Raw genomic sequence first — 23,857 nt, 5'->3', positions numbered from 1 at the left:
AAGGAGAAATTATTATGGCTAAAAGATTAATGGTAGTTTGTGGTACAGGGATTGCAACATCAACCGTTGCAACTGGTAAAATCAAAGATTATTTGAAGCAGGAAGGGCTCGATGGTAATGTGACGTTCCTTCAATCTAAAATTGCGGATGAAGTTAGTGCTATCCAAAATGGTGATTACGATATTGTTGTGTCAACGACCATGGTTCCGAGTGATATTAAAGATAAAGTGATCAACGGAGTACCTTTGTTGACGGGGATTGGTGTTAGCAAGGTATTTGATGAGATTAAGGCGGATGTGTTGAAGTAAATTGTGAAAAAATAAAGGACGCAAAAATCATTTTTGATTTTTGCGTCCTTTTTCTTGTGGAATAAAGTTTAGATTTGGGTAAAAACTATTAATGAGTTCTTAAATATGAAAAAAATACGATTTTTGGGGAATTTTATAAATTATTAACCATGTTAAGCTTAATATAATTGGTATAGGATGGGTTTAAACTCAGTGTTCCTAAACTTTAGTTAAAATATTATCGGGAGGAATTTGATTTGGGTAGGGAAGTTATTCGTTTTCTGGTCTTTATATTTGGGCTCACAGTGATGGCATATTTTTCGCAATACCGGGCGAAAGCAGCGATTAATCGTATTGGTTTGGGTAACTATGCGGTGGACACGGGATCAGATTTATTTGATTTACTTTCAAATTCTAATGGGTATTGGAATCGACAAGGAAATACTCCTGAAAACATTACCATTAATGTCACTAAAGATATTACCTTGCCCCGTACACAGCCAAATATATATCCGAAAATAAAAAATGTGAATGTTAATTTTCAAGGACACGAATTCTTTGTTGATAATCAAAATGGGTCAGCTATCATAATTCCACCAACTAGTACGGTACAAGTTATGATATCTAATTTGAATACTATATACACTTATGGTACTAACTGGTATTTTAGTGCGCCTCCGTCTTCAAATCGTGGGAACTTTGGAGCCTATGTAGCCACCCGTATGGGATTGCTTTTTTCATCAGATTCTTCTGAAACAAAATCAGTAATTAGTAGTAATGCACAAATTACTTATAATAATGTGACATATATTGTTCCTAGAGATTACAGAGTTAATCAACCTTTAAGCAGCTACTATATTCCAATCAACTTTATCGGAAATAATCATATCGAAAACGGAGTTAGCGGTAGAGCGTTGGGGGGAAGTGTCCAACATCAAAGTTAGTTCTGGAGCGACAACTTTAATTTCGGGAAGTAAGGGAGATTCTTCAACATCTGGTGGAATGCTGGTTCCATACTGGAATGAACGCAATAATAAAAGATTTTTAATTGATGTGGCGAAAGGTGCATCGTTAGAAATTGATAATAATAACAAGGCGGATGGCGTTATTTCCTTTACAGGTGAATCCAATTCAGTAGATATTAGTAACAGTGGGATGTTAAAAATCAATTCGAACATTGAATCTGCACCAATATTTGGACCACTAGTGGGTGGAGGAAACCTGACGACTAATTCGGGATCGATTACTAATTTATCAGCACTGGGTGCTACTTTTGATGCAACTAAAATGAATTCAAATGCGTGGATGAAGTTAAAGCTAACGGCCGGATCTAAAACCAGCATTATTTCAAAGGATAAATCACCATTTAGCAATAATGGTCCGTGGAGTAATCCGAGTAATATATCCATCGCGTCGTCCGCTAAGCTTTTAACATATTCTGGTGATTCGGCAAAAGGTGGACTTACTGATACTCCAGACCATGATATTCCAGTTACCTTCATTGGTGGAAGCGTGATACAAGGTTATAGCCACAATAAAATCACTTCAATTCCAACTGGAGTTGATGACTATGACCGCTTAGACGCTAACGATGTGAATCCCTTTGTTGGTGGACAAACGATTAGCTCAAGTAAAATGGACCAGTCTACTGATTCCGGGCTATTGGTTTTCCCAACCCTATTATCGGTAGCAATGGGGGAGGGAAAATATTATTGGAATTATGGATTAGACCAATTGCCGGATGCCAATCAATTTTTGAGTCGTACTACTGACGCTCCGCTTCGTTTTCAAGTTTTTGATACTAGAAGTGTGAATCCGAGTTTTAAAATTACGGCAGCTTATGTTTCCAAGCAAGAAAGGCAACGTCAATTATTTTCAATGTGGTTTAAACATAGTGCATCCGAAGATACTTCAACAGCAGTTCGATTAAGTCAAAATGCGCAAACGATTTTAACTGGTAGTGAAATGAAATCTGATGGAGGAGTCTATACCGCCGATTATGGGAAAGATTCTGGACTGGTAATGCTGGCGAATAACCGTGTACGATCTGGTAATTATAAAGGCCTGGTTGATTGGACTTTGGTGGATGGAGTTTAGAGTTTTTAATATAGATATGGTTTTGTATGTCCGCCATGAATATTAAACGTGCGGTGACAAGAGTAGTCATAAGACTGAAATGACCGGATGTTTAAACATTGGTTCTGTAAATCAAAAGGTACCAATCGAAAAGATTTAAAAATTCTTTTGATTGGTACCTTTTGTCTGGATTTATTTTATGAGTTTGCTTTTTGGAAGTTAATTAGACATCAACATCTTGCAAGCTACAGTATTTTTTGAAAGTGAAAAAATTTAACGATAGTCTTCATATTGTTAGTTTAGAAGTATTCTGATACTTAAGGAAAGTTATATATTCATACCGAAGATGGGAATTATTTGATATTTCACGGAGATACTAAGAAAACATCGCGAATATTATTTGGAGTGTTTTCAAAATAAATCATCATGAGATCCCGTTCTAGTTAACGTTAAAGTTAGTTCATCATTATTTAATTGATATATTAGTAACCAATCGGCTTGAATGTGTAATTTGCGATACCCGTGCCACTCTCCCTTTAGTGCATGGTCTCGATATTTTCTGCTTAACGCGTCTATATCATAATCAAAAAGGTCTTGGGCAACCTTTTCAAATTTAGTGACATCGTAATGTTTCTTCACTAATTTTTTGAAGTCTCGTTTGAATATTGACGTTCGTTTAATCTTCATCTTGTAAGTCCGCCATCAAATCATGTACGGTATCAAAGCTCTTGAGATGATCGTGTTCGACTTCCCTGCGTGCCTCTACACTGTCTGAACTACTTCGTTTCGGTTGAAATGGCAGCCCCTGCTCTTTAATACTCTGTTTGATGAACATATTTACCGCTGTATTCAGATTAAGTCCCATGCTCTTAAATAACTCTGAGGCCTTTTCCTTATCTTCTTTATCGACATTTACATTAATTCTTACTTTGGGTTTTGTATCCATAATTACTGCTCATCTCCTTTTGGCGGTTTTATTGTAACATTTTTACACCTAATATGTACATTATTAACGCAGAAAGATTTTTCAATCATTGTTAACAATTACTCATTTGATATTTTGGGGCGTTTCATGTTCAAAATCTATCATGATAAACAGTAAATAATCGGAAAAATTTCGGAATGAAGAGTATGAATATGATGGGCGTCAAGCTTACCTCCTAAACTTAATATAAAAGCTGCTTTACATTTGACTGATCTAATCTATTTAAAGATTAGGTCGGTTTTTTATTATCTTAATGGTTTTAATTGATTATGTTGATGATATAGCATGATTGTCGTATATTAGTAGTGTAAATATCGTTTTAAAAGTGGAGGAAGTTAAAAATGCAAAACATACCAAACCGTAGCTCAAAAGTTCAGGTTTCGTTTTCAAAAGAAGAAAAAATAGAATTGGAAAAGCTTGTTGATTATTATTATGGAATGAATTTAGCCACGTGGCTCCGCAGTACCGCCATTCGTGAGTTGAGAAGACGAGAAAATATAGATCAATCAAACTTTAAAATTGATCGTGTGGCGGAAGACGCAAGAGCAGCATATAAAATAGCATCGGATCGATCAATTGATCCAGAATCGTAGGGGATTCTAGTTAGAATTGTAGATTGTAAGGGGGATACAGTCGAGATGGACGACTTTTCAAAAAAATTAGCATGGAATTCTAGTATTAAGAAGATGCTGTGGTATGCAGTACCATTTAAAAAATGGCATACCGTTTCAATCAGTGTTAGTAAACAATCATCAAGCGTTTATATTTATCTTTATCGAAAAGAACATATTTTTCAACTTAGACTAGCTGATCATACACAGGCCGAAAGAGGGGTAGCACGCTATACGCAAATTTACTGGGATAAGGATACTACTGCAAATGAGGTGATTGAACGAATTCGTCGCGTGTTTGCAAAGGGACTTATTCGAGCACGACCGTTTGGACTGACTGAATTTTTGATATTACGTCTGGTAAGTTCTACATATGGAAAAAATAATCGAATCAGTGTATTTATGCAAAACGATCACTCACTTTTGATCGAGGGAGAGTATGTTGGAGCTGTTTTTTTGGAAGGTAAGCCATTGTATTCTAGTCTAATGTCTCTCAGCAAATCACGATTATTAAATGTTTATAAAAATGGGCATCTGTCAATAACTCATAATGGGCTGGATTTTTTGAGAAAGTACGGTGAACTAAGAAGTAATGCTTGGCCAAAGTATCTCTCCAGCTATAGTTGGGAAACAATTGTTCAAATGTTAAAAAATAACGCGGTGCTGAATTATAAAGAAGAGTACATTAGTAATACTAGCGCGGAAAAGCGTAGTACATCGAATAATATTGTCTCCCTAAGTGAACAACCGGCATTGCAGAAATTAAGTGCGTTGTTCAATTTGACTGAACGAAACAGTCCGCCAAAAGAAGATACGGAACCGCAAAAGGATACACCTAAAAAATGGCGTCAATTAGTGTTAGATGAAGTTGCAAGCCACTTGCCTTACAAGCATAAAATTGTTTCGCAATTGTTGCTATCTAGAAGGCGGGTCGTTTATTTACAAATTGTAGGTGACGCTTATATCTATACAATCCGCTTTGGGAGCCGGCAAAAAGAACGAACAACAGTTAAATATGCCTATGCCCAAAATAATGAGGTGATTGCAGCCAATTCAGGAAAAATCGCTGGTCAAGAGGCCGCTAGTATTGATATAACAAGTCTTGATAAAATAAAACTACGTTGGTTAATGTTTGTTTGGTTGAAGATTATTCAACTGGGTGAAAATCATCGGCCACATTATCAAGTTCACTTTAGTTCAAAAAAACAGAGTGTTAAAATCGCTAACTTTAAAAATAATACAGTGACTTTCTTCCCGCGGTCGCATTGCCGATGGATTACGCAAATTTTACTCCTAGGTTGGGTTCAACAAGATGGACATGGATGCCATATCTCTCCAGTCGGAAAACAAATCCTTGATAATTATCGAGAAATCGCGTTAAATCAATCAACTTTTTGGGATTTGGAATTGTCATCAGATAGTCGAACACGGGCGATGAGAAGACTAAAAACGAATTAATGAAATTAATATTGTTAACTCTAAGCAACATTCCGTATACTAAAGGATGTTGCTTTTATTATTTAAATTATTTGTGAATTGTAAATCAATAATACATAAATGTAGTCAAAACCGTTATGCAGACAGCGCTTACAAAATCGTTATAAGTATTATTTATGACCTGGTAAAGCTTTGACTATAAGTTGTTTGACGGAATATCATCAAGATGTTAAAAGCTTTGTAGATTCATTGATTGAAATTTCACATGTAAAATTATACGGAGGTTATGAAAATGTCAGATTACCGTACAGAAGAAGATACGTTAGGTCCAGTTCAGATTCCAGCTGATGCATTGTGGGGAGCACAAACTGAAAGAAGCCGCAATAATTTCCCAACGGGAGCAAAAATGCCGCTCGAAATAATTAAAGCATTATTACAAATTAAAAAGGCTGCTGCGATTGCGAATAAAAAAGAAGAAGCAATTGATTCGGCAAAAGCTGATTTGATCGTGGAAGCAATCGATCGGCTATTGGCGCTCAGTGATGATGAGCTCCGAAAAGACTTTCCCTTGGTAATTTATCAAACGGGTTCTGGAACTCAGACCAACATGAATGTTAACGAGGTTGTGGCCCACATGGCTCAAAAGATTAACATGGACATTGAAATTTTGCCTAATGATGATGTGAATCACGGGCAAAGCTCAAATGATATTTTTCCAACGGCAATGAACATTACGGCGGCAGTTGCGGTTGTAAAACTTGAAAAAGCGGTTCAGCATTTAATCGATAACTTAGATGAAAAACAAAAGCAATATTGGGATGTTGTTAAGATCGGAAGAACTCATCTCCAAGATGCAACCCCACTGACTTTCGGACAAGAAATTAGCGGATGGAAGAGCGCCCTTGAGCATGATTTAAAATATTTACAGGACTTAAACCCAACCCTAAGTGAGCTTGCAATGGGTGGAACGGCAGTTGGAACTGGATTGAACGCGGCACCTCATTTTTCAGCAATCATTGCTAAAGAAATGAGTGATGTGTATGGATTCGAATTTACCGCCGATTCAAATAAATTTTATGGATTGGCGCATCATTCTGGATTAAATGTTGTTCACGGAGCCATCAAAACGTTGGCAAGTGATTTAATGAAAATTGCTAATGATGTCCGCTTCCTGGGTAGCGGTCCGCGCGCCGGATATGGCGAACTGACTTTACCTGCTAATGAACCGGGTTCTTCAATTATGCCGGGAAAGGTTAATCCAACACAGGCGGAATCGATCACGATGGCGGCAGTACGGGTTATGGCCAACGATGTAGCGGTTGATTTAGCAGCCAGTCAAGGAAACTTTGAAATGAACGTTTATAAACCAGTTTTGATTAGCTCGTTCTTAGAGTCCGCTGAACTTTTGACCGGTACAATTTATGGTTTTGCCGACCGAATGATTGCTGGCATGAAAGTTAATTCAAAGCGCATGGAAGAATTAGTTAACAACTCTTTGATGACCGTTACGGCGCTTTCTCCTCATATCGGATATCATGATAGCGCCAAAATTGCTCAGCAGGCTGAAAAAGAGGGGACAACGTTAAAAGAGGCTGCACTTAAATCGGGAAAATTAACTGAAGAAGAGTTTGATCAATGGGTCGTACCAATTGAAATGACGAATTATAAAAAATAGAGTGCGGATGAAACCGGGTTGACTTCGAGGATTAACGTGACAAACGGGAAAATCCGAGTTTGGATTTTTGCGGTTGTTGGGTTAACCGGAGAAAACAGGTTTCAGGAGCCGATTAAACTGAGTGCGGATGAAACCGGGTTGGTTTTGAGAATTAACATGACAAACGGGAAAATCCCGGGTTTGGATTTTTGCGGTTGTCGAACAAACTTCAAAACAACGCAACATACAATAGGAGGAAACTAACAAATGCCAGAAAAGTTTATTTTTAAACCAAGTGATCTTGCTACTTTAAAGGATAATTATGATTTGGTTGTTATTGGATCAGGCGGAGCGGGATTGACCAGCGCAATTCAAGCACGTGAATTGGGATTACATCCGGTGATTTTAGAAAAAATGGATAAAATTGGTGGGAATACTACTAGGGCTTCATCCGGAATGAACGCAGCCGAAACGACAGTCCAATTGGATCATCAAATTGTGGATAGTTTTCAAGATTTCTATCAAGAAACCTATAATGGCGGTGGAAAACTTAATAACGTTGAATTATTAAAATACTTTACAGAACATGGTGCCTTAGCGATTGATTGGTTGGCGCAGCATGGTATAAAACTGGATGATTTGACTATTACCGGCGGGATGAAAGTGATGCGAACTCATCGGCCGAGTTCCTTGGCACCAATTGGTGGTTTTTTGGTTTCAGAACTTTTAAAGCAGGCGGATCGACTAAATATTCCAGTGTTTACGGGCGTTAAAGTGATAAAGTTGGAAGCGGACGACGATCAAATTACTGGAATTCAAGCGGTTGCCAATCAACATGAAATTAATATCAAAACCTCGGCGGTAATCTTGGCAAGTGGTGGCTTTGGAGCGAGCGCCGAGTTATTGAAGAAATACCGCCCAGATTTGGCAAAGTATAAAACGACTAATCAGCCGGGAGCGACTGGTGACGGGATTGCGTTGGCTGAAAAAATTGGCGCGAAGCTTGTCGATATGGACCAAGTTCAGATTCATCCAACCGTTCAACAAGATACAGATCATGCATATCTAATCGGAGAGGCCGTTCGTGGTGAAGGCGCAATTTTAGTCAATCGGGATGGAAAACGGTTTGTTAATGAACTCGATACTCGCAAAAAAGTTTCAGGAGCAATCGACGATTTAGATGGAACTGGAGCATGGCTGATTTTTGATCAAGGAATTCGAGACCGAGTTAAAGCTGTTGAGTTTTATGACCATATTGGCTTGGTTAAAACGGGTGCAAGTGTAGCAGCGTTGGCAGAATCAACAGGACTGAATGCCGATAACTTAAAGCAAACGGTTGAAAAATGGAATGGATTTGTTGAAAAGCATAATGATTCAGAGTTTGGACGAGCAACGGGGATGGATCGCAATATCGTGAAGGGACCTTTTTTCTCAATTCATATTGCACCTGCCGTTCATTACACAATGGGTGGCGTCGGAGTCAATAAGGAAACACAGGTTTTGAAGGATGATGGAACAACTATTAAAGGACTGTTCGCGGCCGGCGAAGTGGTTGGTGGCTTACATGGTAATAACCGAATTGGCGGTAATTCAATCGCTGAAATTGTTGTCTTTGGACGTCAAGCGGGACAGCAGGCTTTTAAATATTTGAAACAAACGGATTAATTACGAAGGAGCAAAATAATGACTCTTGAAAACGTAAATTATAAAAAGTTTATCGCCCCGATTGTTGTTGGTTTAATTTTGTGGTTTCTTTCACCGATAAAGCCTGTGGGCGTTTCGGTTGCTGCATGGCATATGTTTGCAATTTTTGTTGCGACGATTATTGGTTGTATTACGCAACCCCTTCCGATTGGTGGGGTGGCAATCATTGGATTCAGCATAACCGTCTTGACGGGTGAAGTGCCGATGAACAAGGCAATTGCGGGCTTTGGAAATGACAGTATTTGGTTGATTGTGATGGCGTTTTTCATTTCCCGTGGCTTCATCAAAACCGGACTAGGACGACGAATGGCATTCCATTTTGTTAGCATGTTTGGTAAAAAAACGCTGGGACTCGCCTACTCGCTGATTGGCGTAGATTTAATTCTAGCGCCAGCGACACCCAGTAATACGGCGCGAGCCGGCGGAATTATGTATCCAATTATTCGTTCGCTAGCGAGTGCGTTTGGGTCAACACCAGAAAATAATACACAAAGGAAGATTGGTTCATTTTTACTTTTTTCTGAATTTCAAGGAAATATTATTACTTCAGCGATGTTTCTAACGGCGATGGCTGGAAATCCGTTAACCCAATCACTGGCAAAACCTTTGGGAATACATATTACGTGGATGAACTGGTTTATTGCTGGGGTTGTACCAGGAATTATTTCACTAATTTTAGTTCCACTAATTATTAACAAAATTTATCCACCAGAAATTAAAGAAACACCCGATGCTAAAGAATGGTCGAAAAAACAGCTTGATGAAATGGGCAAAGTTAGTGTAGCTGAAAAGTTTATGATTATGACTTTCCTAGTTGCGTTGGTACTCTGGGTTTTAGGGTCATTTTTGGGAATTGATGCAACTTTAACGGCCTTTATCGCGCTTTCCCTACTATTAATTACCGGAGTTCTTTCATGGACTGACGTCACAAAAGAGACTGGTGCTTGGAACACTTTAACCTGGTTCTCAGTTTTAGTAATGATGGCCGGTCAATTAAATGAGCTCGGATTTATTCCGTGGTTGAGCAAGTCGATTGGTTCTTCACTACACGGAATGAACTGGATTTTTGTCTTAATTATTTTGATTGTGGCATACTTCTATAGCCATTATTTATTTGCTAGTGCAACCGCCCATGTAAGTGCCATGTACGGGGCGTTCTTAGCGGTCGCCGTGTCTGGTGGAGTTCCACCATTGCTAGCTGCTTTAATGCTTGGATTTTTTGGTGACTTAATGGGATCTACAACCCATTATGGTAACGGTCCGGCCCCAATTCTTTTTGGCTCAGGATATGTAAAGCAAAATGACTGGTGGAAAATGAACGCACTACTGGGAGTTGTCTACTTAGTCATTTGGATTGGCGCAGGATCAGTTTGGATGAAAGTGATTGGTTTGTGGTAAAAATTTTGTTTTTGGTCAATAATTAACAATGGGTGCCTAATATGAATACTAAGGACTTGGAATATTTCTTGGCAATGGTTAAATATAAAAACTATACTTACGTGGCAAAACAATTTTTAGTTTCACAACCGGCAATTACGCAAGCAATTCAGCGTTTAGAGCGAGAGTTTGGCGCTAGGTTAATTGAACAGGATCGGGCGCATCATCAAACAACGATCACTAGGGCTGGGAAATTGCTTTATAAAAATGCGCAGATGATTCAGGCTAACATCGCATTAGCTCATCGGGAAATTGAACAATCGAGTAAGAAAAAAATTCGTTTTGGATTACCGCCGATTATTGGCACATTCTATTTTCCACAGGCAGCAGCTGAATTGTTAAAAAAAGGGTATCTTAGTCAGCTAAAAATTACCGAAGCCGGCTCTGCTAAGTTACTTTCAGAGTTAACCGATGGAAATATTGACGTGGCATTGATTGGTTCGCCGCGTCCTATCAGTTACGATGATTTAGAAGCGATCCATTTGGGTGAGCGACCATTTAATATTATTGTGAGTCCCGAAAATCCGTTAGCAAAGCGACAATCAATTAGTTTTACCGAATTAAATGATGTTAATTTTATCGGAATGAACGGTAATTTTGTTCATCCGCAAGCATTTGAAGCGTTTTGCCGGCATGCTGACGTTAAGCCAAATATTATTTATAGCACGCCCGATATTTCATGGTTAAAAAGTATCGTTCGTGCAAATTTAGGAATTGGATTTTTGGTTAAAGATGCGGTGAATTCGGATGATGGCGTTGTTTGTTTAGCAATTGAGGACCCACTGCCAGAACGTTTTAACGTTTCCGTTGTCATTCGGAAGGGTTATGTCTTAACGAAAGATGAAAAGGAACTTATTGAGATTTTATCAACGATGAATGTTTAGAATGATGGAAAGCTGTTACCAAAGGGTGATGGCTTTTTTAGTAGATCGATATAGTATTATTCGATCTCTTCTCTATAATGTCAAACTAGGCCCTATTTTAATTCAACCGATTAGACGTAAAAAAATTAGTATTATCGGCGGAATTAATGTATTTTTACATAGAAAAATAAATCCTAGTCTATATTACGTTATGGTACACTGAAAATAATTATAAGTTATTATAGTAGGTTTACTTGAATTATTTAATGTTATCTATGTTTTATAATGTCACTTTTGTACATAAATAAAATGATTAAAAGATTATGAGGTTGTAAAAATGGAATACGACGAAATCGAAAAAATGTTAATAAAATTTAGAGATGAACGCGATTGGAAAAAATATCATAATCTAAAAAATCTAATACTATCATTGAACCTAGAGGCAAGTGAGTCTTTGGAAATCTTTCAATGGAAGAATGAACAGGATGAGCTTTCTAATGAGGAAGAAGAACATTTGGAAGAAGAAATTGCAGATGTTTTAATTTATGCATTTTATGTTTGCGAAAAATTAGGCGTTAATCCCTATGATTTAATTCAACGAAAAGTAAAATTTAACGAAGGTCGAACGTGGAAAAATGACAGAAAAGGCAATGAAAGAAGTAAGTGATCCAATTATCACCAAAATACAATTTACGGAAAAAGATCTACAAAGTTTAGCTGAGAATTTGTCACAGGGGAGGGAGTATATTCTAGAGTATCCAACGGTCTATATTATCTATTCTAAAAATGAAGAGAGTTATCAAGTTTATGTTGGTGAAACAAATAATATCAATCAACGAACAAGAGAACACTTTAAGGAATTATATAAGTATGGTAAAAACTCTGAGATGATTGTTATTGGTCATGAGCACTTTAATAAGTCGTTAACGCTAGATATTGAAAATAAAATGATGTTATATATGACGGGTGTGGATGCGGTAAAGAATATAACAAATCGACGGGATAATCCACAGTATAAGTACTTTCCTTCTTCTGAAATGGAGGCCATTTTTTCGAAAACTTGGAGGGAATTAAAGAAAAGTGAAGAAAAACTATTTCCCATTGAAAAAATCATCCAAGATAATGCTCTTTTTAAAGCGTCTCCTTTTCATAAATTAACGCACGATCAGTTGCAGGCTAAAAATCAGATTTTGATGCGTGTCCAAGAAGTGGTGCAAGAAAATGGAGAGACCCATCAATTAATTTTGGTAGAAGGCGAAGCCGGATCTGGAAAAACAGTTTTGTTAAGTTCTCTATTCTATGCTCTTTCGGGACAAGATGACGGATTTAAAAATGCATCCTCATATATGGTTGTTAACCACGAAGAACAGGTGAAAGTGTATAAAAGTATTGCACAAAAACTGAGCATTGAGCGAAAAAATGAAGAGCGAGTTATGCGTTCGACAAGATTTATTAATAAGATTAGTAAGGATAACCCTGTAGATATAACTTTAGTCGATGAAGCACATTTATTGTTAACGAGAAAAAACCAATCTTACTTTGGAGAAAGTCAAATTACGGACATTGTTGATAGGTCTAAAGTAACAATTGCTGTTTTAGATAGACATCAAATTTTGAAAACAGATCAATATATTGAGGATTCAAAATTTGAAGAATTAGAGAATGAAGCTAAAAAAAGAGGAAATTTGATCGAATTAAAAGAGCAATTGAGAATGAATGCTAATCAAGATACAGTAAAGTGGGTCAAAGAACTAGTTTACGGGAAAAGAGTCCGCAATTTACCCAAAAATGATGGTAAATATGACTTGAAGATTTTTAAGAGTGCAAAAGAATTATATAAAGCTATTGAGCAGAAAGATTTAAAAAAAGAAGAGGATGGTCTTTCCAGAATACTTGCAACTTATGATTGGAAGTATTCATCAACAAAACAAAAATCTGGAGAATTGTACGAAGTTGAAACAGATGACTTTAAGTTGCCTTGGAACTTGCAAGTTTCTAAAGATAGTAAAAAGTTATCATGGGTAGAGCGAAGGGATTCGATTAACGAAGTGGGTTCGACTTACACAATACAAGGGTTCGATTTGAACTACAGCGGGGTCATAATCGGTCCGTCTGTTAAATTTCGTAACGGAAAGATAATTTATGATCCAAAATATAGTTCAAATAAAAATGCGATTCAAAATAGGACAATTAGTGATGGAACTAAAGTTAAGATTTTTGACAAATTGCTCCCTAATGAATTAAACGTACTTTTAACCCGCGGTGTTAACGGATTATACATTTATGCGGTGGATGAAGAGTTAAGGAAAATATTATTAAAGGCACAAAATGGCGAAATCAAATAAATACCGCATAGAAATTCCACAGCCCAACCTAATCCCATCGGCGCCCCTAACCCTAAAATCACAATACAAATCATATCATTTTCTCCAAAGTCGTCATGGCGTTATACTTCGGGTATAGAAATAGAGGAGATGACCAAAATGGTTCAATTTGATTGGCGAAATGTTGAAGCAGAAGAGTACTCACATGATGAAAATGTAAGTTTTGTCAATTTGACAACGCGGAGTTATTTAACAATTACTGGAACGGCCCCACAAAAAACTGATGATCCAGAATTTTTAAAATTGGCTGACATGTTGATGAATATTTCGGAAAAAATTAGCGAAGGACCACGGGCAGGAATTGAAATTGAGGGATATCGAAGCTATCGTCCGTATCCACTGCAGGCGGTCTGGACGGGTGGAACGGAATTTGATCAGCGAAAAGAATTTAAGTTGTGGATAAAACAACCACTGTTTGTGCATAAACAGTTTGCAAAACAGGCCATCGACATCCTCCAATTGGGAGATTTAGCGCAAAACGTTCAATTTGAAAATTTGGCAGAGGGTGTTGAGATCCAAAGTTTTAGCAGCCAACCTCTCCAAAATGACGATCAAACTTTCCAAAAAATTGATGCAGAAATCAAAGAGCGGGGCTTGGAACGTTTGGATTTAAACAGGCATCGTGAAGTTTATGTTGATGGATACAAAAAAGACCACGCAACTTTATTGAGAATCGCAATTGAACCGAATACTGGTCGAATTGATCGAGATAAAATGGCATTTAATTAGTAAAAGCTCTTAATTAACGTAAGTGAAGAAGAGAGAGCCAATGGCATTCGTCATTGGTTTTTTTGTGCGAATATAATAATGCTCTATTCCCTTATTCCGAGCTTTGTAATAAAATGTTTCCTATCACTATAATGTACAAATAAAAGGAGAAAAAATGACATATCCACAATTAGATTTAGAGAATGCAACGGGAACCAAGGTAACTATTAAAACTAATAAGGGCGATATTAAAATTCAACTGTTTGATGAACTAGTTCCCAAGACGGTTAAAAATTTTATCGAATTGGCAGAAAAGGGCTACTACAATGGCGTAATTTTCCACCGCGTAATCCCAGATTTTATGATTCAGGGTGGGGATCCTACCGGAACGGGAATGGGTGGCGAAAGTATCTATGGAAAAGAATTTGAAGATGAATTTTCAAATGAGCTTTTTAACCTAGATGGTGCGCTTTCAATGGCCAATGCGGGTCCTAATACTAATGGAAGTCAATTCTTCATCGTCACCAATAGTAACGTTCCTAAACGAATGATTCGCCAATTAAAAGCTGCAGAGTTTCCCGAAGAAATTGTGGAAGCATATCGCAAGGGTGGCACGCCTTGGCTTGATGGACGGCACACGGTATTCGGTCAGGTCGCTGACGGAATGGATATCGTTAAGGCGATCAGTAAGGTATCGCGCGATGGTGCGGATAAGCCTAAGGAAGACGTTGTAATGGAATCGGTAACTGTTGAAAAATAGAGTTAGCTAACAAAAAAGATGTTAGAGCATGAGAATCTCCCAGTTAACAGCCAAGAGGTTGATAACGCATGCTTAACATCTTTTTAATTATTCAAATACTTTTTTAAATCTTCAAGTTGATCTTGAATTACGGCTGTACCTTTATCATAAAGTGCCATCAGCTTACGATCATCGCGTTCAACACGAGAAACAGTAACTGGTTCTTGAGGGCGAATGACGAAAACTTTACCCTCGCGTTCCAACTGCTCAATTTTGTCTAAGGCACGATTATATTGTCGCGGACGATCAATAAAAGTTTGTACAAATTGTGGAAAATCGTGGTACTTTAATTTGACTAGCTCATTAATCGCACGACTATTTTCAGGTTTACGGTAATTAATATCACGAGTTAAAACAATTACCATCTTCTCGTATCCTAGTTCTTGTGCGCGTCGGAATGGAATTGAATCCGCAATCCCTCCGTCCAAGTAAGGTTGGTGATTTACAACACGAATGTCAGAAACTAAGGGCATGCTAGCAGATGCCTTAATGGCTTCTTCCTGGTTATCAGTGGCCGATTTTCGAAAAATTTCGGGTTTACCTGTTAAGACATTCGTTGCAGTGATTTCAAAAACTTGTTGGCTATTTTGATAGGTCTCATAGTCAAAGGGACTATACGCAAAACACTCGGGTGAAAATAAGAAGTCTAGGTTGAAGATTCCTCCGTTATGAAGGAGATTATTAAATCCGATATAACGTTTATCATGGAGAAAGTGTAGATTAACATCATATGAACGTCGTGCTTGTTTAGCGATGTAGTTCATGGCACACATGGTTCCAGCAGAAACACCGTGGATGTATTCGAATTCCATTTTATTTTCGATGAATTGGTCCAGCACCGCACTCGTAAAAAACGATCGGAGTGCGCCTCCTTCAAGTATTAATGCAGCTTTTTCCAACGGAATCCCTTCTTTCGTAATAATTTACAAGAGCTATTTTAGCGCTTTTTTTGGTTGGCTGGCAAATTATTGATAACAGGAAGTATGTAATTAATTAATATCGAGATTTCCTTGACATATGTTTTAGATTAAATTATGATGATAAAAACATTAAAAAGGCAAAAGGAAGAGTGATTTATTTAGTATATTCCACAGAGAGCGCGAGTAGGTGAGAGCGTGCGTTTAAAAAAATAGATGAAGATGAACTTGTTATCGCCGTTAGCTGGTGGAAGCTGGTTAAACCGTGACGGAGCGTTATTTCCGCGACTTTGATTGAAGTTAGAAAGGTGAGTTTTGTGAAAAACTCATAAAAATGGGTGGTAACACGCAAGGCGTCCCTAATATAACCGTTGATTTGGTTATGTTAGGGACTTTTTTATTGGCTTGAGAGGAGAAAGCGATGAAACACAAAAAATGGATCGGAACGGTAATGGTATTATCTGGATTAGTATTGGCGGGATGCTCGAATAATGGAAATAATAAAACAACCGCATCAAAGCAGGTTTTGAATTGGACCGAATCGTCACAAATTTCTACGGTGGACTTAGCGCAAGCAACAGACACGTTAAGTTTTAACGTATTAATGAACACTCAAGAAGGATTGTATCGACTGAATTCAAAAGGAACTCCGACCGGTGCGCTCGCAACAAAAACTGATATTTCCAAAGATGGAAAAACTTACACTATTAATTTAAGGCAAGGGGTTAAATGGACAAATGGTGATGAAGTAACTGCGCAAGATTTTGTTTATTCATGGCGTCGAACGGTTGATCCAAAAACTGCTTCACAGGATGCTTTTTATTTTTACCAGGTTAAAAATGCTCAAGCCATCAATGAAGGTAAGAAGCCAATTAACACGCTTGGAATTAAAGCAGACGGGAAGTATAAGCTAACCATTCAGTTAACCAAGCCAGTATCTTATTTTAAGAAATTACTAGCATGGCCTCTATTTTATCCAGTTAATAAGAATGCTGTTGATAAATATGGCAAAAAATACGGCACGGCAGCAAAATACACGGTTTCTGATGGTCCATATAAATTAGCAGATTGGACAGGAAGCAATAAGACTTGGACCTTAGCACGTAGTAAAACTTACTGGGACAAGAAAAAAGTTAAGCTTCAAAAAATTAATGAACGCGTGACGGAAAGTACAACAACTAGTTACAATCTTTTCCAAGCGGGAACGGTAGATGAAACACTACTGTCCGGTGAACAAGTTGCAAATAATGACAGTAATAAAGCATTCATCAAGCGGCTTCCAACGGGAACTTCACGCTTAGATTTAAACCAAGGAAAAATTAAGGCATTTAAAAATTTAAAAATCCGACAAGCATTTTCGCTTGCTATTGATCGGGAACAACTAACTAAAGATGTCTTAAAAGATGGATCGATTGCCTCAAAAGGATTTGTACCAAACGGAATGGGACAGAATCCAAAAACAGGTGAAGAATTTCAAGATGAAGCCTACGTTAAATCAGGAATTTCATATAACTTATCCAAAGCAAAAAAATTATTGAGCGAAGGTTTCAAAGAGACTGGAAATAGTTCAATTACGGCTGAGTTATTAGTTTCAGACACCGATAGTAGTAAACAGACAGCAGAATATATTCAAAATGAGCTTCAGAAACTACCAGGAGTTAAAATTACTTTACGAACCGTACCAGCGGTACAACTCTTTACGAAACAGGCCGCTAAGCAATATGATTTAACAATTCAAACGTGGCAATCGGTTTTTGCTGACCCGATTAACTTCTTGGACGTTTATGAATCTAATTCATCATATAATTCACAGGGATGGAAAAATAAGGATTTTGATAAGTTAATCGACGAGGCTGAAAATGAATATGCAAACAGTCCTGAAAAACGTTGGGCTAAGCTAGTTGAAGCGGAGAAAGTATTGATTGAGGATCAGGGAACAATTCCACTTTACCAGTCAGCCAAGTCACAATTGCTTAATCCCAAGGTTAAAAACGTTGTGTATAACCCAGCGGGTGTGCCCTATGATTGGAAAACAACGTACATTGCTAAATAATATAGGAGGAATATATGGATATAGAGTATATTAAGTCTTTATTTTTAAACTATGTTCAAATCAATTCAAGATCGGATTCACAGAGTACCTCGACTCCAACCACAGCGGGACAAACAAAACTGGCTAGATTAATTGCAAAAGATTTAGAAAAACTACAATTAAGTGAAGTTAAGATTAATCCAGAAAATGGTTACGTAACGGCCAAGTTAGCTGGCAACACCGCAAAAAAGGTTGACCCAATCGGATTTATTGCCCATTTAGATACGGCTAATTTTATAGCTGAAAACGTAAAACCAATTGTACATCCAAACTATAACGGAGGTGACATTGTGCTTCCCGGCGCGACAATTCAAGTAAGTCAATTTCCAGAGATGAAGCAACTGAAGGGGCAGACGGTGATTACAAGTGATGGAACGACCTTACTGGGAACAGATGATAAGGCGGGAATTGTCGAAATTATTGGCGCAATTAAGTATCTGTTAGATCATCCTGAAATTCCGCATGGAGATGTAAAAATTGGTTTTGGACCCGATGAAGAAATCGGTAGGGGAGCAAAACGGTTTGATGCAGAAGACTTTGGAACGCGCTTTGCTTATACGCTGGATAACGGGCGACCAGGCGATTTAGAAGTTGAAACCTTCAACGGAGCAAAAGCCGAAATTGAAATTAGTGGTACTGCAGTACATCCTGGGAATGCCTACAAAACTTTAGTAAATGCAATCACTATTGCTAATAGGGTTCTTAGTCAATTACCTGTTGACGACGTCCCAGAAAAAAGCCAAGGACGTCAGGGCTTTTTCTTAGTAGACGCAATTGAAGGCGCGGTTGACCACGCTAAAATTGATTTAATTATCCGTGATTTTGATGACGAACAATTTAAAAATCGAAAGATTGAACTGAAAAAAATCATTGAAAAATTAAACTCAACGTTGGACTATTCAAGAAGCACTTTAAGAATTATTGATCAGTATCATAACATTGGAACGGAAATTAAAAAGCATCCAGAAATCACCCAGCTTGCCTTAAAGGTTTATCAGCAGATGGGTCTAAAGCCAAATATCGTTCCATTTCGAGGTGGGACGGATGGTAATTTCATCACCAAAAAAGGAATACCAACTCCCAACCTATTTAACGGTGGTGGAAACTATCATGGCCCATACGAATATATAACCGTCGAAGAAATGGCATTAGCAGCTCAGGTTGTTGTTGGATGTATAAAAAATTGGGCTGATTATAATACTAATTCAAACGCTTTTTCAAACCATCAATAATTAAGTCCAGTCCCATTTCAAATTGTTCCTTGGCAGAAAATTGATTCCGTATTTTTACGGATGATTGCATATGTTTTAAATCATAATTTTTAATGTTTTGATGAATTATCTTTACGTGATCGGCCATTTCAGCATTCTTATTTTGGACAATTTGTTGGCGAAAGCGATTTTCAACGGTAAGATCAATGTTAAGTCCTGTTAACAGAAAATCAAAAGAAGTCGCAGCGACATTGGCGGTTTGTTCGTCAATTCCGGCGTCGACCATAATACCAATTGTATGATCAATTAATTTAAGCCGAACTAGATCGGAAGGAATTGTTTCAATCATGAGAATGGCCGAGAATGGGTAGCGCTCGTAAACATCAAACATATTGCTGAAGAGTTGCTTTAACTGATCGTCCCACTTCAGATTCGTGTCGGGAATTTTCACGCGGCCAACCACGTACGCAGCCATAGCTTGGAGAATCTCTTGTTTATTTTTGAAATGCCAATAGAGGGTAGAGGCATCAACGTTTAAATCTGTCGCAACTTTACGTAGTGAAAATTGGGTGAAAGACTTACTTTTTTGTAATGTTTCTAAAGCTTGAATAATAATTTGTTCACGGTTAATTTTTTGATTTGCCATTTTAATTCGCCCCGTTCAAGATTAAGGATATTTTTATGAAACGCTGTTGTTTTTTAAATTTGAATTTGCTATAATGAAAAACGCTTTTCAAAAGCGCTTTTTTTTTGCTTTTTATCCAACAGTGTTGGAGTTCAATTAATTATAACTTATTTTGATAAGTTTAAGAATGGAATGGAGGAAGATTTAGATGATGCTTAAGGCAATTGCCAAGTATAAAGCTCTCGTCTTTGCAGCGATGTTGACGATGATCCTGCAAGTTGGAGCGGCTTTATGGCAACCCAGCTATATGAAAAACATCCTAAGCGTGATGGCGGATACTTCGCTGACCACGGCAGGACGGATCGACAAAATTAGTAATTACGGGGTAGCGCTCATTGTAATTGCGGTAGTTGGTTTGATTGGATCAATTTTAAATACAATCACGGCTGCTAAAATTTCCCAAGTAGTTACCGCTGATCTACGTGAACGAACTTTTCGGAAGATTCAAACTTTTTCATATGCAGATGTGGAAAAGTTTAATTCGGCCAACCTCGTTGTTCGAATGACCAACGATATGAACCAAATTCAAATGTTATTGATGATGGTTTTCCAAGTCCTTATTCGAGTACCGTTACTTTTTGTTGGTGCATTTATATTATCAATAATTACCTTGCCGCAGCTTTGGTGGATTATTGTCATTATGATTGTGTTGATCGTAATCATCACGGGTCTATCAATGCGTTCGATGGGCCCACATTTCGGTGCATTCCAGGCTTTGATGGATAAAATTAACTCCATTGCACGCGATAATTTACGTGGTGCACGTGTGGTGAAATCCTTCGTTCAAGAAAAAAATCAAACCGAAAAATTTGATAAAGAATCAGATGAATTATTAAAACATAACTTAGCGGTTGGATATACATTTTCAACGATGATTCCAGCATTCACAATTGTTTCACAACTTGCAATTTTTGCCGCTATAATGCTAATTTCGACGTTTGTTACTAAATCTCCTTCAGTTGCTCAAGATCAATTGGGTGGAATTATGTCGTTTATCCAATACATGATGCAAATTATGTTTGCAATTATTATGGGTGGAATGATGTCAATGTTTGCTTCTCGTGGATTTGTATCAATGGGAAGAATTCGTGAAGTGCTAGATGCTAAGCCATCAATGGAATTTGACACAACAACTGATGAAAACTTAGATGGTTCAATTGAATTTGATCATGTGTCGTTTAAGTATCCTAATGATGAAAATATGATGCTCAAAGACATTAACTTTAAAATTAATCAAGGCCAAATGGTCGGAATTGTCGGAGCAACGGGAGCAGGTAAGTCCACGCTAGCGCAGTTGATACCGCGACTTTTTGATCCAACCGAAGGAAGCGTTAAAGTTGGTGGAAAAGACATCCGACACGTTTCACAAGGAACGTTACGAAATACAATTTCGATTGTTCTTCAAAAAGCAATTCTCTTTTCGGGAACGATTGCCGGTAATTTGAAACAGGGAAAACGGGATGCAACTTCAAAAGACATGGATCGCGCTGCTAAGATTGCGCAAGCTGCAGAATTCATTGACCAGCTCCCTGAACGCTATAATGCGGAAGTAGAAGAGCGTGGAAACAACTTCTCAGGTGGACAAAAACAACGTTTATCAATTACCCGAGGAGTAATTAAGAACCCGAAAATTTTGATTTTAGATGATTCAACTTCGGCCTTGGATGCTCGTTCCGAAAAATTGGTACAAGATGCCTTCAATAATGAATTACAAGGAACGACCACGATTGTGATTGCTCAAAAGATTTCATCAGTTGTTCATGCCGATAAGATTTTGGTGCTTGATGAAGGCCGTTTGGTTGCAACGGGAACACATAACGAACTTGTTGAAAGTTCAGACGTTTACCGTGAGATTTATGATACACAAAAAGCAAAGGAGGATTAGTGAAGAATGAATGATACAGCTCGTGCAATAAAATTCTTTTACCTCTATTTAAGAAAATATAAGCTTCAATTTTTAGTGATTGCGATATTAATTTTTGCTGCAACGTACCTTCAAGTTAAGGCTCCGGTTGTTTTGGGGGACGCGATTACCCACTTGACAACCTATGTTTCAGACTTTTTTACACATCAACACGCTGATGACGCAATTAAGGCACTTAAAAAAATTGCTGAAGGTGGCGGACAAGCTCAGGATACATTACAAAACATTGCCACTCAAATGAGTCAGGCAGCGGGACATAAAGTTGATTGGACAACGCTAACAAATAGTAACGTGCCACATCAAGTTCTATCAAACCTACCAAAGGGAACAACAATCGATAGTTTACAAAAAATGGCCGACATGCCTAGCAATTGGCAAAATTTGACTAACGGCAACGTTCCGGCAGGTATTTTATCATCCCTTCCTGATGGAACAACAATTAATAGTCTTCACCAAGTTGCTGTGTCTTCACCAGCCAGCAAGGCTGACTTTTTCTCAACAATGTGGAAACTGTTAGCGTTTTACGTGATGACTGGTGTTGCCCAGCTGATCTACCAAATTTTATTCACAAGAATTGTTGCACATTCAACGAACCGGATGCGTAAGGGACTGTTTGGTAAGCTGGAACGCATGACGATTGCTTACTTTGATCGTCACGAAGACGGCGACATCTTGGCTCGATTCACGTCTGATTTGGATAATATTCAAAATACTCTTAACCAAGCAGCCGTAAATGTAACCACCAATGCGGCATTGTTCATTGGGGTTTTAATCATGATTTTCCGTCAAAACGTAAACATGGCCTGGGTAACGGTTTCTACAACACCGGTAGCAGTATTATGCGCAGTTATTATTATCATTCAAGCAAAACGCAATACCGATCGCCAACAAGCTGAGATTGGTGAATTAAATGCTTATATGGATGAAAAAATTTCTGGACAAAAAGCGATCATCGTTGAAGGTCAACAGCAAGACGCAATTGACGGCTTCGTAGAACGAAATGAAAAAGTTCAAAAATCCGTCTTTGGTGCACAGGTGTGGTCTGGAATGATTTTACCGTTGATGAACGGCTTTTCACTTCTCACGACCGCATTGGTAATTTTCTTGGGAACTAGGATTGCCTTAAATGACAAATCATTAGGAACTGCTGCGGCGTTAGGATTGGTCGTAACCTTTATCCAGTATGCTCAACAATATTACAACCCTATTATGCAAATTTCCTCTTCATTTGGACAATTGCAGTTAGCCGTTACTGGTGCGACTCGCTTAAACGTGATGTTTGATGAGCCAGATGAAGTTCGTCCAGAAAACGGTAAGAAATTTGATCGAATTGATGACGGAATTCAAATCGAACATGTCGACTTTGGTTACTTACCAGACACGCCAATTTTAAAAGATGTTAATATTAACGTTGAAAAAGGCCAGATGGTGGCGTTGGTTGGACCGACTGGTTCGGGAAAAACGACGGTAATGAATTTGATGAATCGGTTCTATGATGTTGATAAGGGTGTTATTAAGTATGACGGAACCGACATTCGTGAATTTGATTTGGATAATTTACGATCGAACGTCGGAATTGTATTACAGGAATCGGTTCTCTTTGATGGAACGATTGCTGATAACATCCGATTTGGTAAGCCTGATGCTTCAATGGAGGAAGTAATCACCGTTGCCAAGACGACGCATATTCATGAATTCATCGAAAGTTTGCCTGATAAATACGAAACTCATGTCGATGATACTAATTCAGTATTTTCAGTTGGTCAAAAGCAGCAAATTTCAATTGCCAGAACGATTTTAACAAACCCTAAAATTTTAATTCTGGATGAAGCAACCTCTAATGTTGACACGGTTACTGAACAACAAATTCAGTGGGCGATGGAAGCAGCAATTGCTGGGAGAACTTCTTTCGTAATTGCCCATCGATTAAAGACAATTCTTAACGCGGATAAGATTGTTGTCCTTAAAGATGGTCAAGTTATTGAAGAAGGAACTCATCATGAACTAGTTGCTGAAAATGGTTTCTATGCCGAACTTTATCATAATCAATTTGTCTTTGAATAAATTAAAGCTACAAAAAAGG

Annotated in this window: 21 protein-coding genes; 17 read left to right on the top strand and 4 right to left on the bottom strand. The window is 37.9% G+C overall.

Features of this window, described 5'->3' with window-relative positions; genetic code table 11:
- The first annotated feature begins 14 nt into the window (after nucleotides 1-14).
- From IV81_RS07005 to IV81_RS06995, 3 genes are all read left to right on the top strand, one after another.
- Nucleotides 15-308, top strand: a complete 294-nt coding sequence (locus IV81_RS07005; protein WP_057803673.1) for a PTS sugar transporter subunit IIB — start codon at nucleotides 15-17, stop codon at nucleotides 306-308.
- Nucleotides 309-544: 236 nt separating this feature from the next.
- Nucleotides 545-1,231 carry a hypothetical protein gene (locus IV81_RS07000; RefSeq protein ID WP_057803671.1) on the top strand — a complete coding sequence of 229 codons (687 nt, stop codon included), beginning with the start codon at nucleotides 545-547 and terminating at the stop codon, nucleotides 1,229-1,231.
- Nucleotides 1,212-2,384, top strand: a complete 1,173-nt coding sequence (locus IV81_RS06995) for a hypothetical protein (RefSeq protein ID WP_057803668.1) — start codon at nucleotides 1,212-1,214, stop codon at nucleotides 2,382-2,384. The genes IV81_RS07000 and IV81_RS06995 overlap by 20 nt, the downstream gene beginning before the upstream one ends.
- A gap of 390 nt (nucleotides 2,385-2,774) precedes the next feature.
- Here the strand turns inward: IV81_RS06995 and IV81_RS06990 are convergent, their stop codons facing one another.
- Both IV81_RS06990 and IV81_RS06985 read right to left on the bottom strand, forming a co-directional pair.
- A complete protein-coding gene (locus tag IV81_RS06990; protein ID WP_057803667.1) occupies nucleotides 2,775-3,050 on the bottom strand; it encodes a type II toxin-antitoxin system RelE/ParE family toxin in 276 nt (91 codons plus the stop codon).
- Complete coding sequence (locus IV81_RS06985) at nucleotides 3,040-3,309, bottom strand: type II toxin-antitoxin system RelB/DinJ family antitoxin (RefSeq protein WP_057803665.1); 270 nt, start codon at nucleotides 3,307-3,309, stop codon at nucleotides 3,040-3,042. Before IV81_RS06985 ends, IV81_RS06990 begins: the two co-directional genes overlap by 11 nt.
- Before the next feature lie 380 nt (nucleotides 3,310-3,689).
- Here IV81_RS06985 and IV81_RS06980 point away from each other — a divergent pair, with 380 nt between their 5' ends.
- The 10 genes from IV81_RS06980 (at nucleotide 3,690) to IV81_RS06930 (ending at nucleotide 14,906) form a co-directional block, all read left to right on the top strand.
- Nucleotides 3,690-3,941, top strand: coding sequence for a hypothetical protein (locus IV81_RS06980; protein ID WP_057803663.1), 252 nt, complete (start codon nucleotides 3,690-3,692; stop codon nucleotides 3,939-3,941).
- Between the two features lie 45 nt (nucleotides 3,942-3,986).
- Nucleotides 3,987-5,417, top strand: a complete 1,431-nt coding sequence (locus IV81_RS06975; protein ID WP_057803661.1) for a hypothetical protein — start codon at nucleotides 3,987-3,989, stop codon at nucleotides 5,415-5,417.
- Between the two features lie 271 nt (nucleotides 5,418-5,688).
- Complete coding sequence (locus IV81_RS06970; RefSeq protein ID WP_057803659.1) at nucleotides 5,689-7,071, top strand: class II fumarate hydratase; 1,383 nt, start codon at nucleotides 5,689-5,691, stop codon at nucleotides 7,069-7,071.
- A gap of 246 nt (nucleotides 7,072-7,317) precedes the next feature.
- Nucleotides 7,318-8,715 carry a flavocytochrome c gene (locus IV81_RS06960; RefSeq protein ID WP_057803656.1) on the top strand — a complete coding sequence of 466 codons (1,398 nt, stop codon included), beginning with the start codon at nucleotides 7,318-7,320 and terminating at the stop codon, nucleotides 8,713-8,715.
- A 15-nt stretch (nucleotides 8,716-8,730) separates the two neighbouring features.
- Nucleotides 8,731-10,152 carry an anion permease gene (locus IV81_RS06955; RefSeq protein ID WP_162257321.1) on the top strand — a complete coding sequence of 474 codons (1,422 nt, stop codon included), beginning with the start codon at nucleotides 8,731-8,733 and terminating at the stop codon, nucleotides 10,150-10,152.
- A gap of 41 nt (nucleotides 10,153-10,193) precedes the next feature.
- A complete protein-coding gene (locus IV81_RS06950) occupies nucleotides 10,194-11,075 on the top strand; it encodes a LysR family transcriptional regulator (RefSeq protein WP_057803651.1) in 882 nt (293 codons plus the stop codon).
- A gap of 316 nt (nucleotides 11,076-11,391) precedes the next feature.
- Nucleotides 11,392-11,721, top strand: coding sequence for a nucleotide pyrophosphohydrolase (locus tag IV81_RS06945; RefSeq protein ID WP_057803650.1), 330 nt, complete (start codon nucleotides 11,392-11,394; stop codon nucleotides 11,719-11,721).
- Nucleotides 11,705-13,399, top strand: coding sequence for a DUF2075 domain-containing protein (locus IV81_RS06940; protein ID WP_057803689.1), 1,695 nt, complete (start codon nucleotides 11,705-11,707; stop codon nucleotides 13,397-13,399). Before IV81_RS06945 ends, IV81_RS06940 begins: the two co-directional genes overlap by 17 nt.
- A gap of 138 nt (nucleotides 13,400-13,537) precedes the next feature.
- Nucleotides 13,538-14,167, top strand: coding sequence for a hypothetical protein (locus IV81_RS06935; RefSeq protein WP_057803648.1), 630 nt, complete (start codon nucleotides 13,538-13,540; stop codon nucleotides 14,165-14,167).
- A 154-nt stretch (nucleotides 14,168-14,321) separates the two neighbouring features.
- Nucleotides 14,322-14,906: a peptidylprolyl isomerase gene (locus IV81_RS06930; RefSeq protein ID WP_057803647.1), complete on the top strand. Its 585-nt coding sequence runs from the start codon at nucleotides 14,322-14,324 to the stop codon at nucleotides 14,904-14,906.
- 83 nt (nucleotides 14,907-14,989) lie between these two features.
- On the opposite strand, the gene IV81_RS06925 is transcribed toward IV81_RS06930, so the two are convergent.
- Nucleotides 14,990-15,844, bottom strand: a complete 855-nt coding sequence (locus IV81_RS06925) for a patatin family protein (protein ID WP_057803645.1) — start codon at nucleotides 15,842-15,844, stop codon at nucleotides 14,990-14,992.
- Nucleotides 15,845-16,283: 439 nt separating this feature from the next.
- Between IV81_RS06925 and IV81_RS06920 the strand changes: the two genes are divergently transcribed.
- Together IV81_RS06920 and pepT are read left to right on the top strand one after the other, a co-directional pair.
- Entirely contained in the window at nucleotides 16,284-17,915 is a 1,632-nt protein-coding gene (locus tag IV81_RS06920; protein WP_057803642.1) for a peptide ABC transporter substrate-binding protein, read from the top strand.
- Between the two features lie 14 nt (nucleotides 17,916-17,929).
- The gene (gene pepT, locus IV81_RS06915) at nucleotides 17,930-19,186 is read left to right on the top strand and encodes a peptidase T (RefSeq protein ID WP_057803640.1); all 1,257 of its coding nucleotides are present in this window, start codon (nucleotides 17,930-17,932) and stop codon (nucleotides 19,184-19,186) included.
- On the opposite strand, the gene IV81_RS06910 is transcribed toward pepT, so the two are convergent.
- On the bottom strand, nucleotides 19,155-19,811 hold the full coding sequence (locus tag IV81_RS06910) for a TetR/AcrR family transcriptional regulator (protein ID WP_057803638.1): 657 nt from the start codon (nucleotides 19,809-19,811) through the stop codon (nucleotides 19,155-19,157). The genes pepT and IV81_RS06910 overlap by 32 nt on opposite strands.
- A 187-nt stretch (nucleotides 19,812-19,998) precedes the next feature.
- Between IV81_RS06910 and IV81_RS06905 the strand changes: the two genes are divergently transcribed.
- Together IV81_RS06905 and IV81_RS06900 are read left to right on the top strand one after the other, a co-directional pair.
- Nucleotides 19,999-21,735: an ABC transporter ATP-binding protein gene (locus tag IV81_RS06905; protein ID WP_057803636.1), complete on the top strand. Its 1,737-nt coding sequence runs from the start codon at nucleotides 19,999-20,001 to the stop codon at nucleotides 21,733-21,735.
- Nucleotides 21,736-21,741: 6 nt separating this feature from the next.
- Nucleotides 21,742-23,838, top strand: a complete 2,097-nt coding sequence (locus IV81_RS06900; RefSeq protein ID WP_057803635.1) for an ABC transporter ATP-binding protein — start codon at nucleotides 21,742-21,744, stop codon at nucleotides 23,836-23,838.
- Nucleotides 23,839-23,857 lie beyond the last annotated feature (19 nt).

It is taken from the genome of Pediococcus stilesii (genome assembly GCF_001437075.1).
GTDB classification, from domain to species: domain Bacteria; phylum Bacillota; class Bacilli; order Lactobacillales; family Lactobacillaceae; genus Pediococcus; species Pediococcus stilesii.
This window is presented reverse-complemented; position numbering and strand designations above follow the sequence as displayed.

Bases quoted from the DNA above. Each gene is read 5' to 3' on its own strand.
- IV81_RS07005 (WP_057803673.1), top strand. From the start codon at position 15: ATGGCTAAAAGATTAATGGTAGTTTGTGGTACAGGGATTGCAACATCA.
- IV81_RS06990 (WP_057803667.1), bottom strand. From the start codon at position 3,050: ATGAAGATTAAACGAACGTCAATATTCAAACGAGACTTCAAAAAATTA.
- IV81_RS06985 (WP_057803665.1), bottom strand. From the start codon at position 3,309: ATGGATACAAAACCCAAAGTAAGAATTAATGTAAATGTCGATAAAGAA.
- IV81_RS06980 (WP_057803663.1), top strand. From the start codon at position 3,690: ATGCAAAACATACCAAACCGTAGCTCAAAAGTTCAGGTTTCGTTTTCA.
- IV81_RS06975 (WP_057803661.1), top strand. From the start codon at position 3,987: ATGGACGACTTTTCAAAAAAATTAGCATGGAATTCTAGTATTAAGAAG.
- IV81_RS06970 (WP_057803659.1), top strand. From the start codon at position 5,689: ATGTCAGATTACCGTACAGAAGAAGATACGTTAGGTCCAGTTCAGATT.
- IV81_RS06960 (WP_057803656.1), top strand. From the start codon at position 7,318: ATGCCAGAAAAGTTTATTTTTAAACCAAGTGATCTTGCTACTTTAAAG.
- IV81_RS06950 (WP_057803651.1), top strand. From the start codon at position 10,194: ATGAATACTAAGGACTTGGAATATTTCTTGGCAATGGTTAAATATAAA.
- IV81_RS06945 (WP_057803650.1), top strand. From the start codon at position 11,392: ATGGAATACGACGAAATCGAAAAAATGTTAATAAAATTTAGAGATGAA.
- IV81_RS06940 (WP_057803689.1), top strand. From the start codon at position 11,705: ATGAAAGAAGTAAGTGATCCAATTATCACCAAAATACAATTTACGGAA.
- IV81_RS06935 (WP_057803648.1), top strand. From the start codon at position 13,538: ATGGTTCAATTTGATTGGCGAAATGTTGAAGCAGAAGAGTACTCACAT.
- IV81_RS06930 (WP_057803647.1), top strand. From the start codon at position 14,322: ATGACATATCCACAATTAGATTTAGAGAATGCAACGGGAACCAAGGTA.
- IV81_RS06920 (WP_057803642.1), top strand. From the start codon at position 16,284: ATGAAACACAAAAAATGGATCGGAACGGTAATGGTATTATCTGGATTA.
- pepT (WP_057803640.1), top strand. From the start codon at position 17,930: ATGGATATAGAGTATATTAAGTCTTTATTTTTAAACTATGTTCAAATC.
- IV81_RS06910 (WP_057803638.1), bottom strand. From the start codon at position 19,811: ATGGCAAATCAAAAAATTAACCGTGAACAAATTATTATTCAAGCTTTA.
- IV81_RS06905 (WP_057803636.1), top strand. From the start codon at position 19,999: ATGATGCTTAAGGCAATTGCCAAGTATAAAGCTCTCGTCTTTGCAGCG.
- IV81_RS06900 (WP_057803635.1), top strand. From the start codon at position 21,742: ATGAATGATACAGCTCGTGCAATAAAATTCTTTTACCTCTATTTAAGA.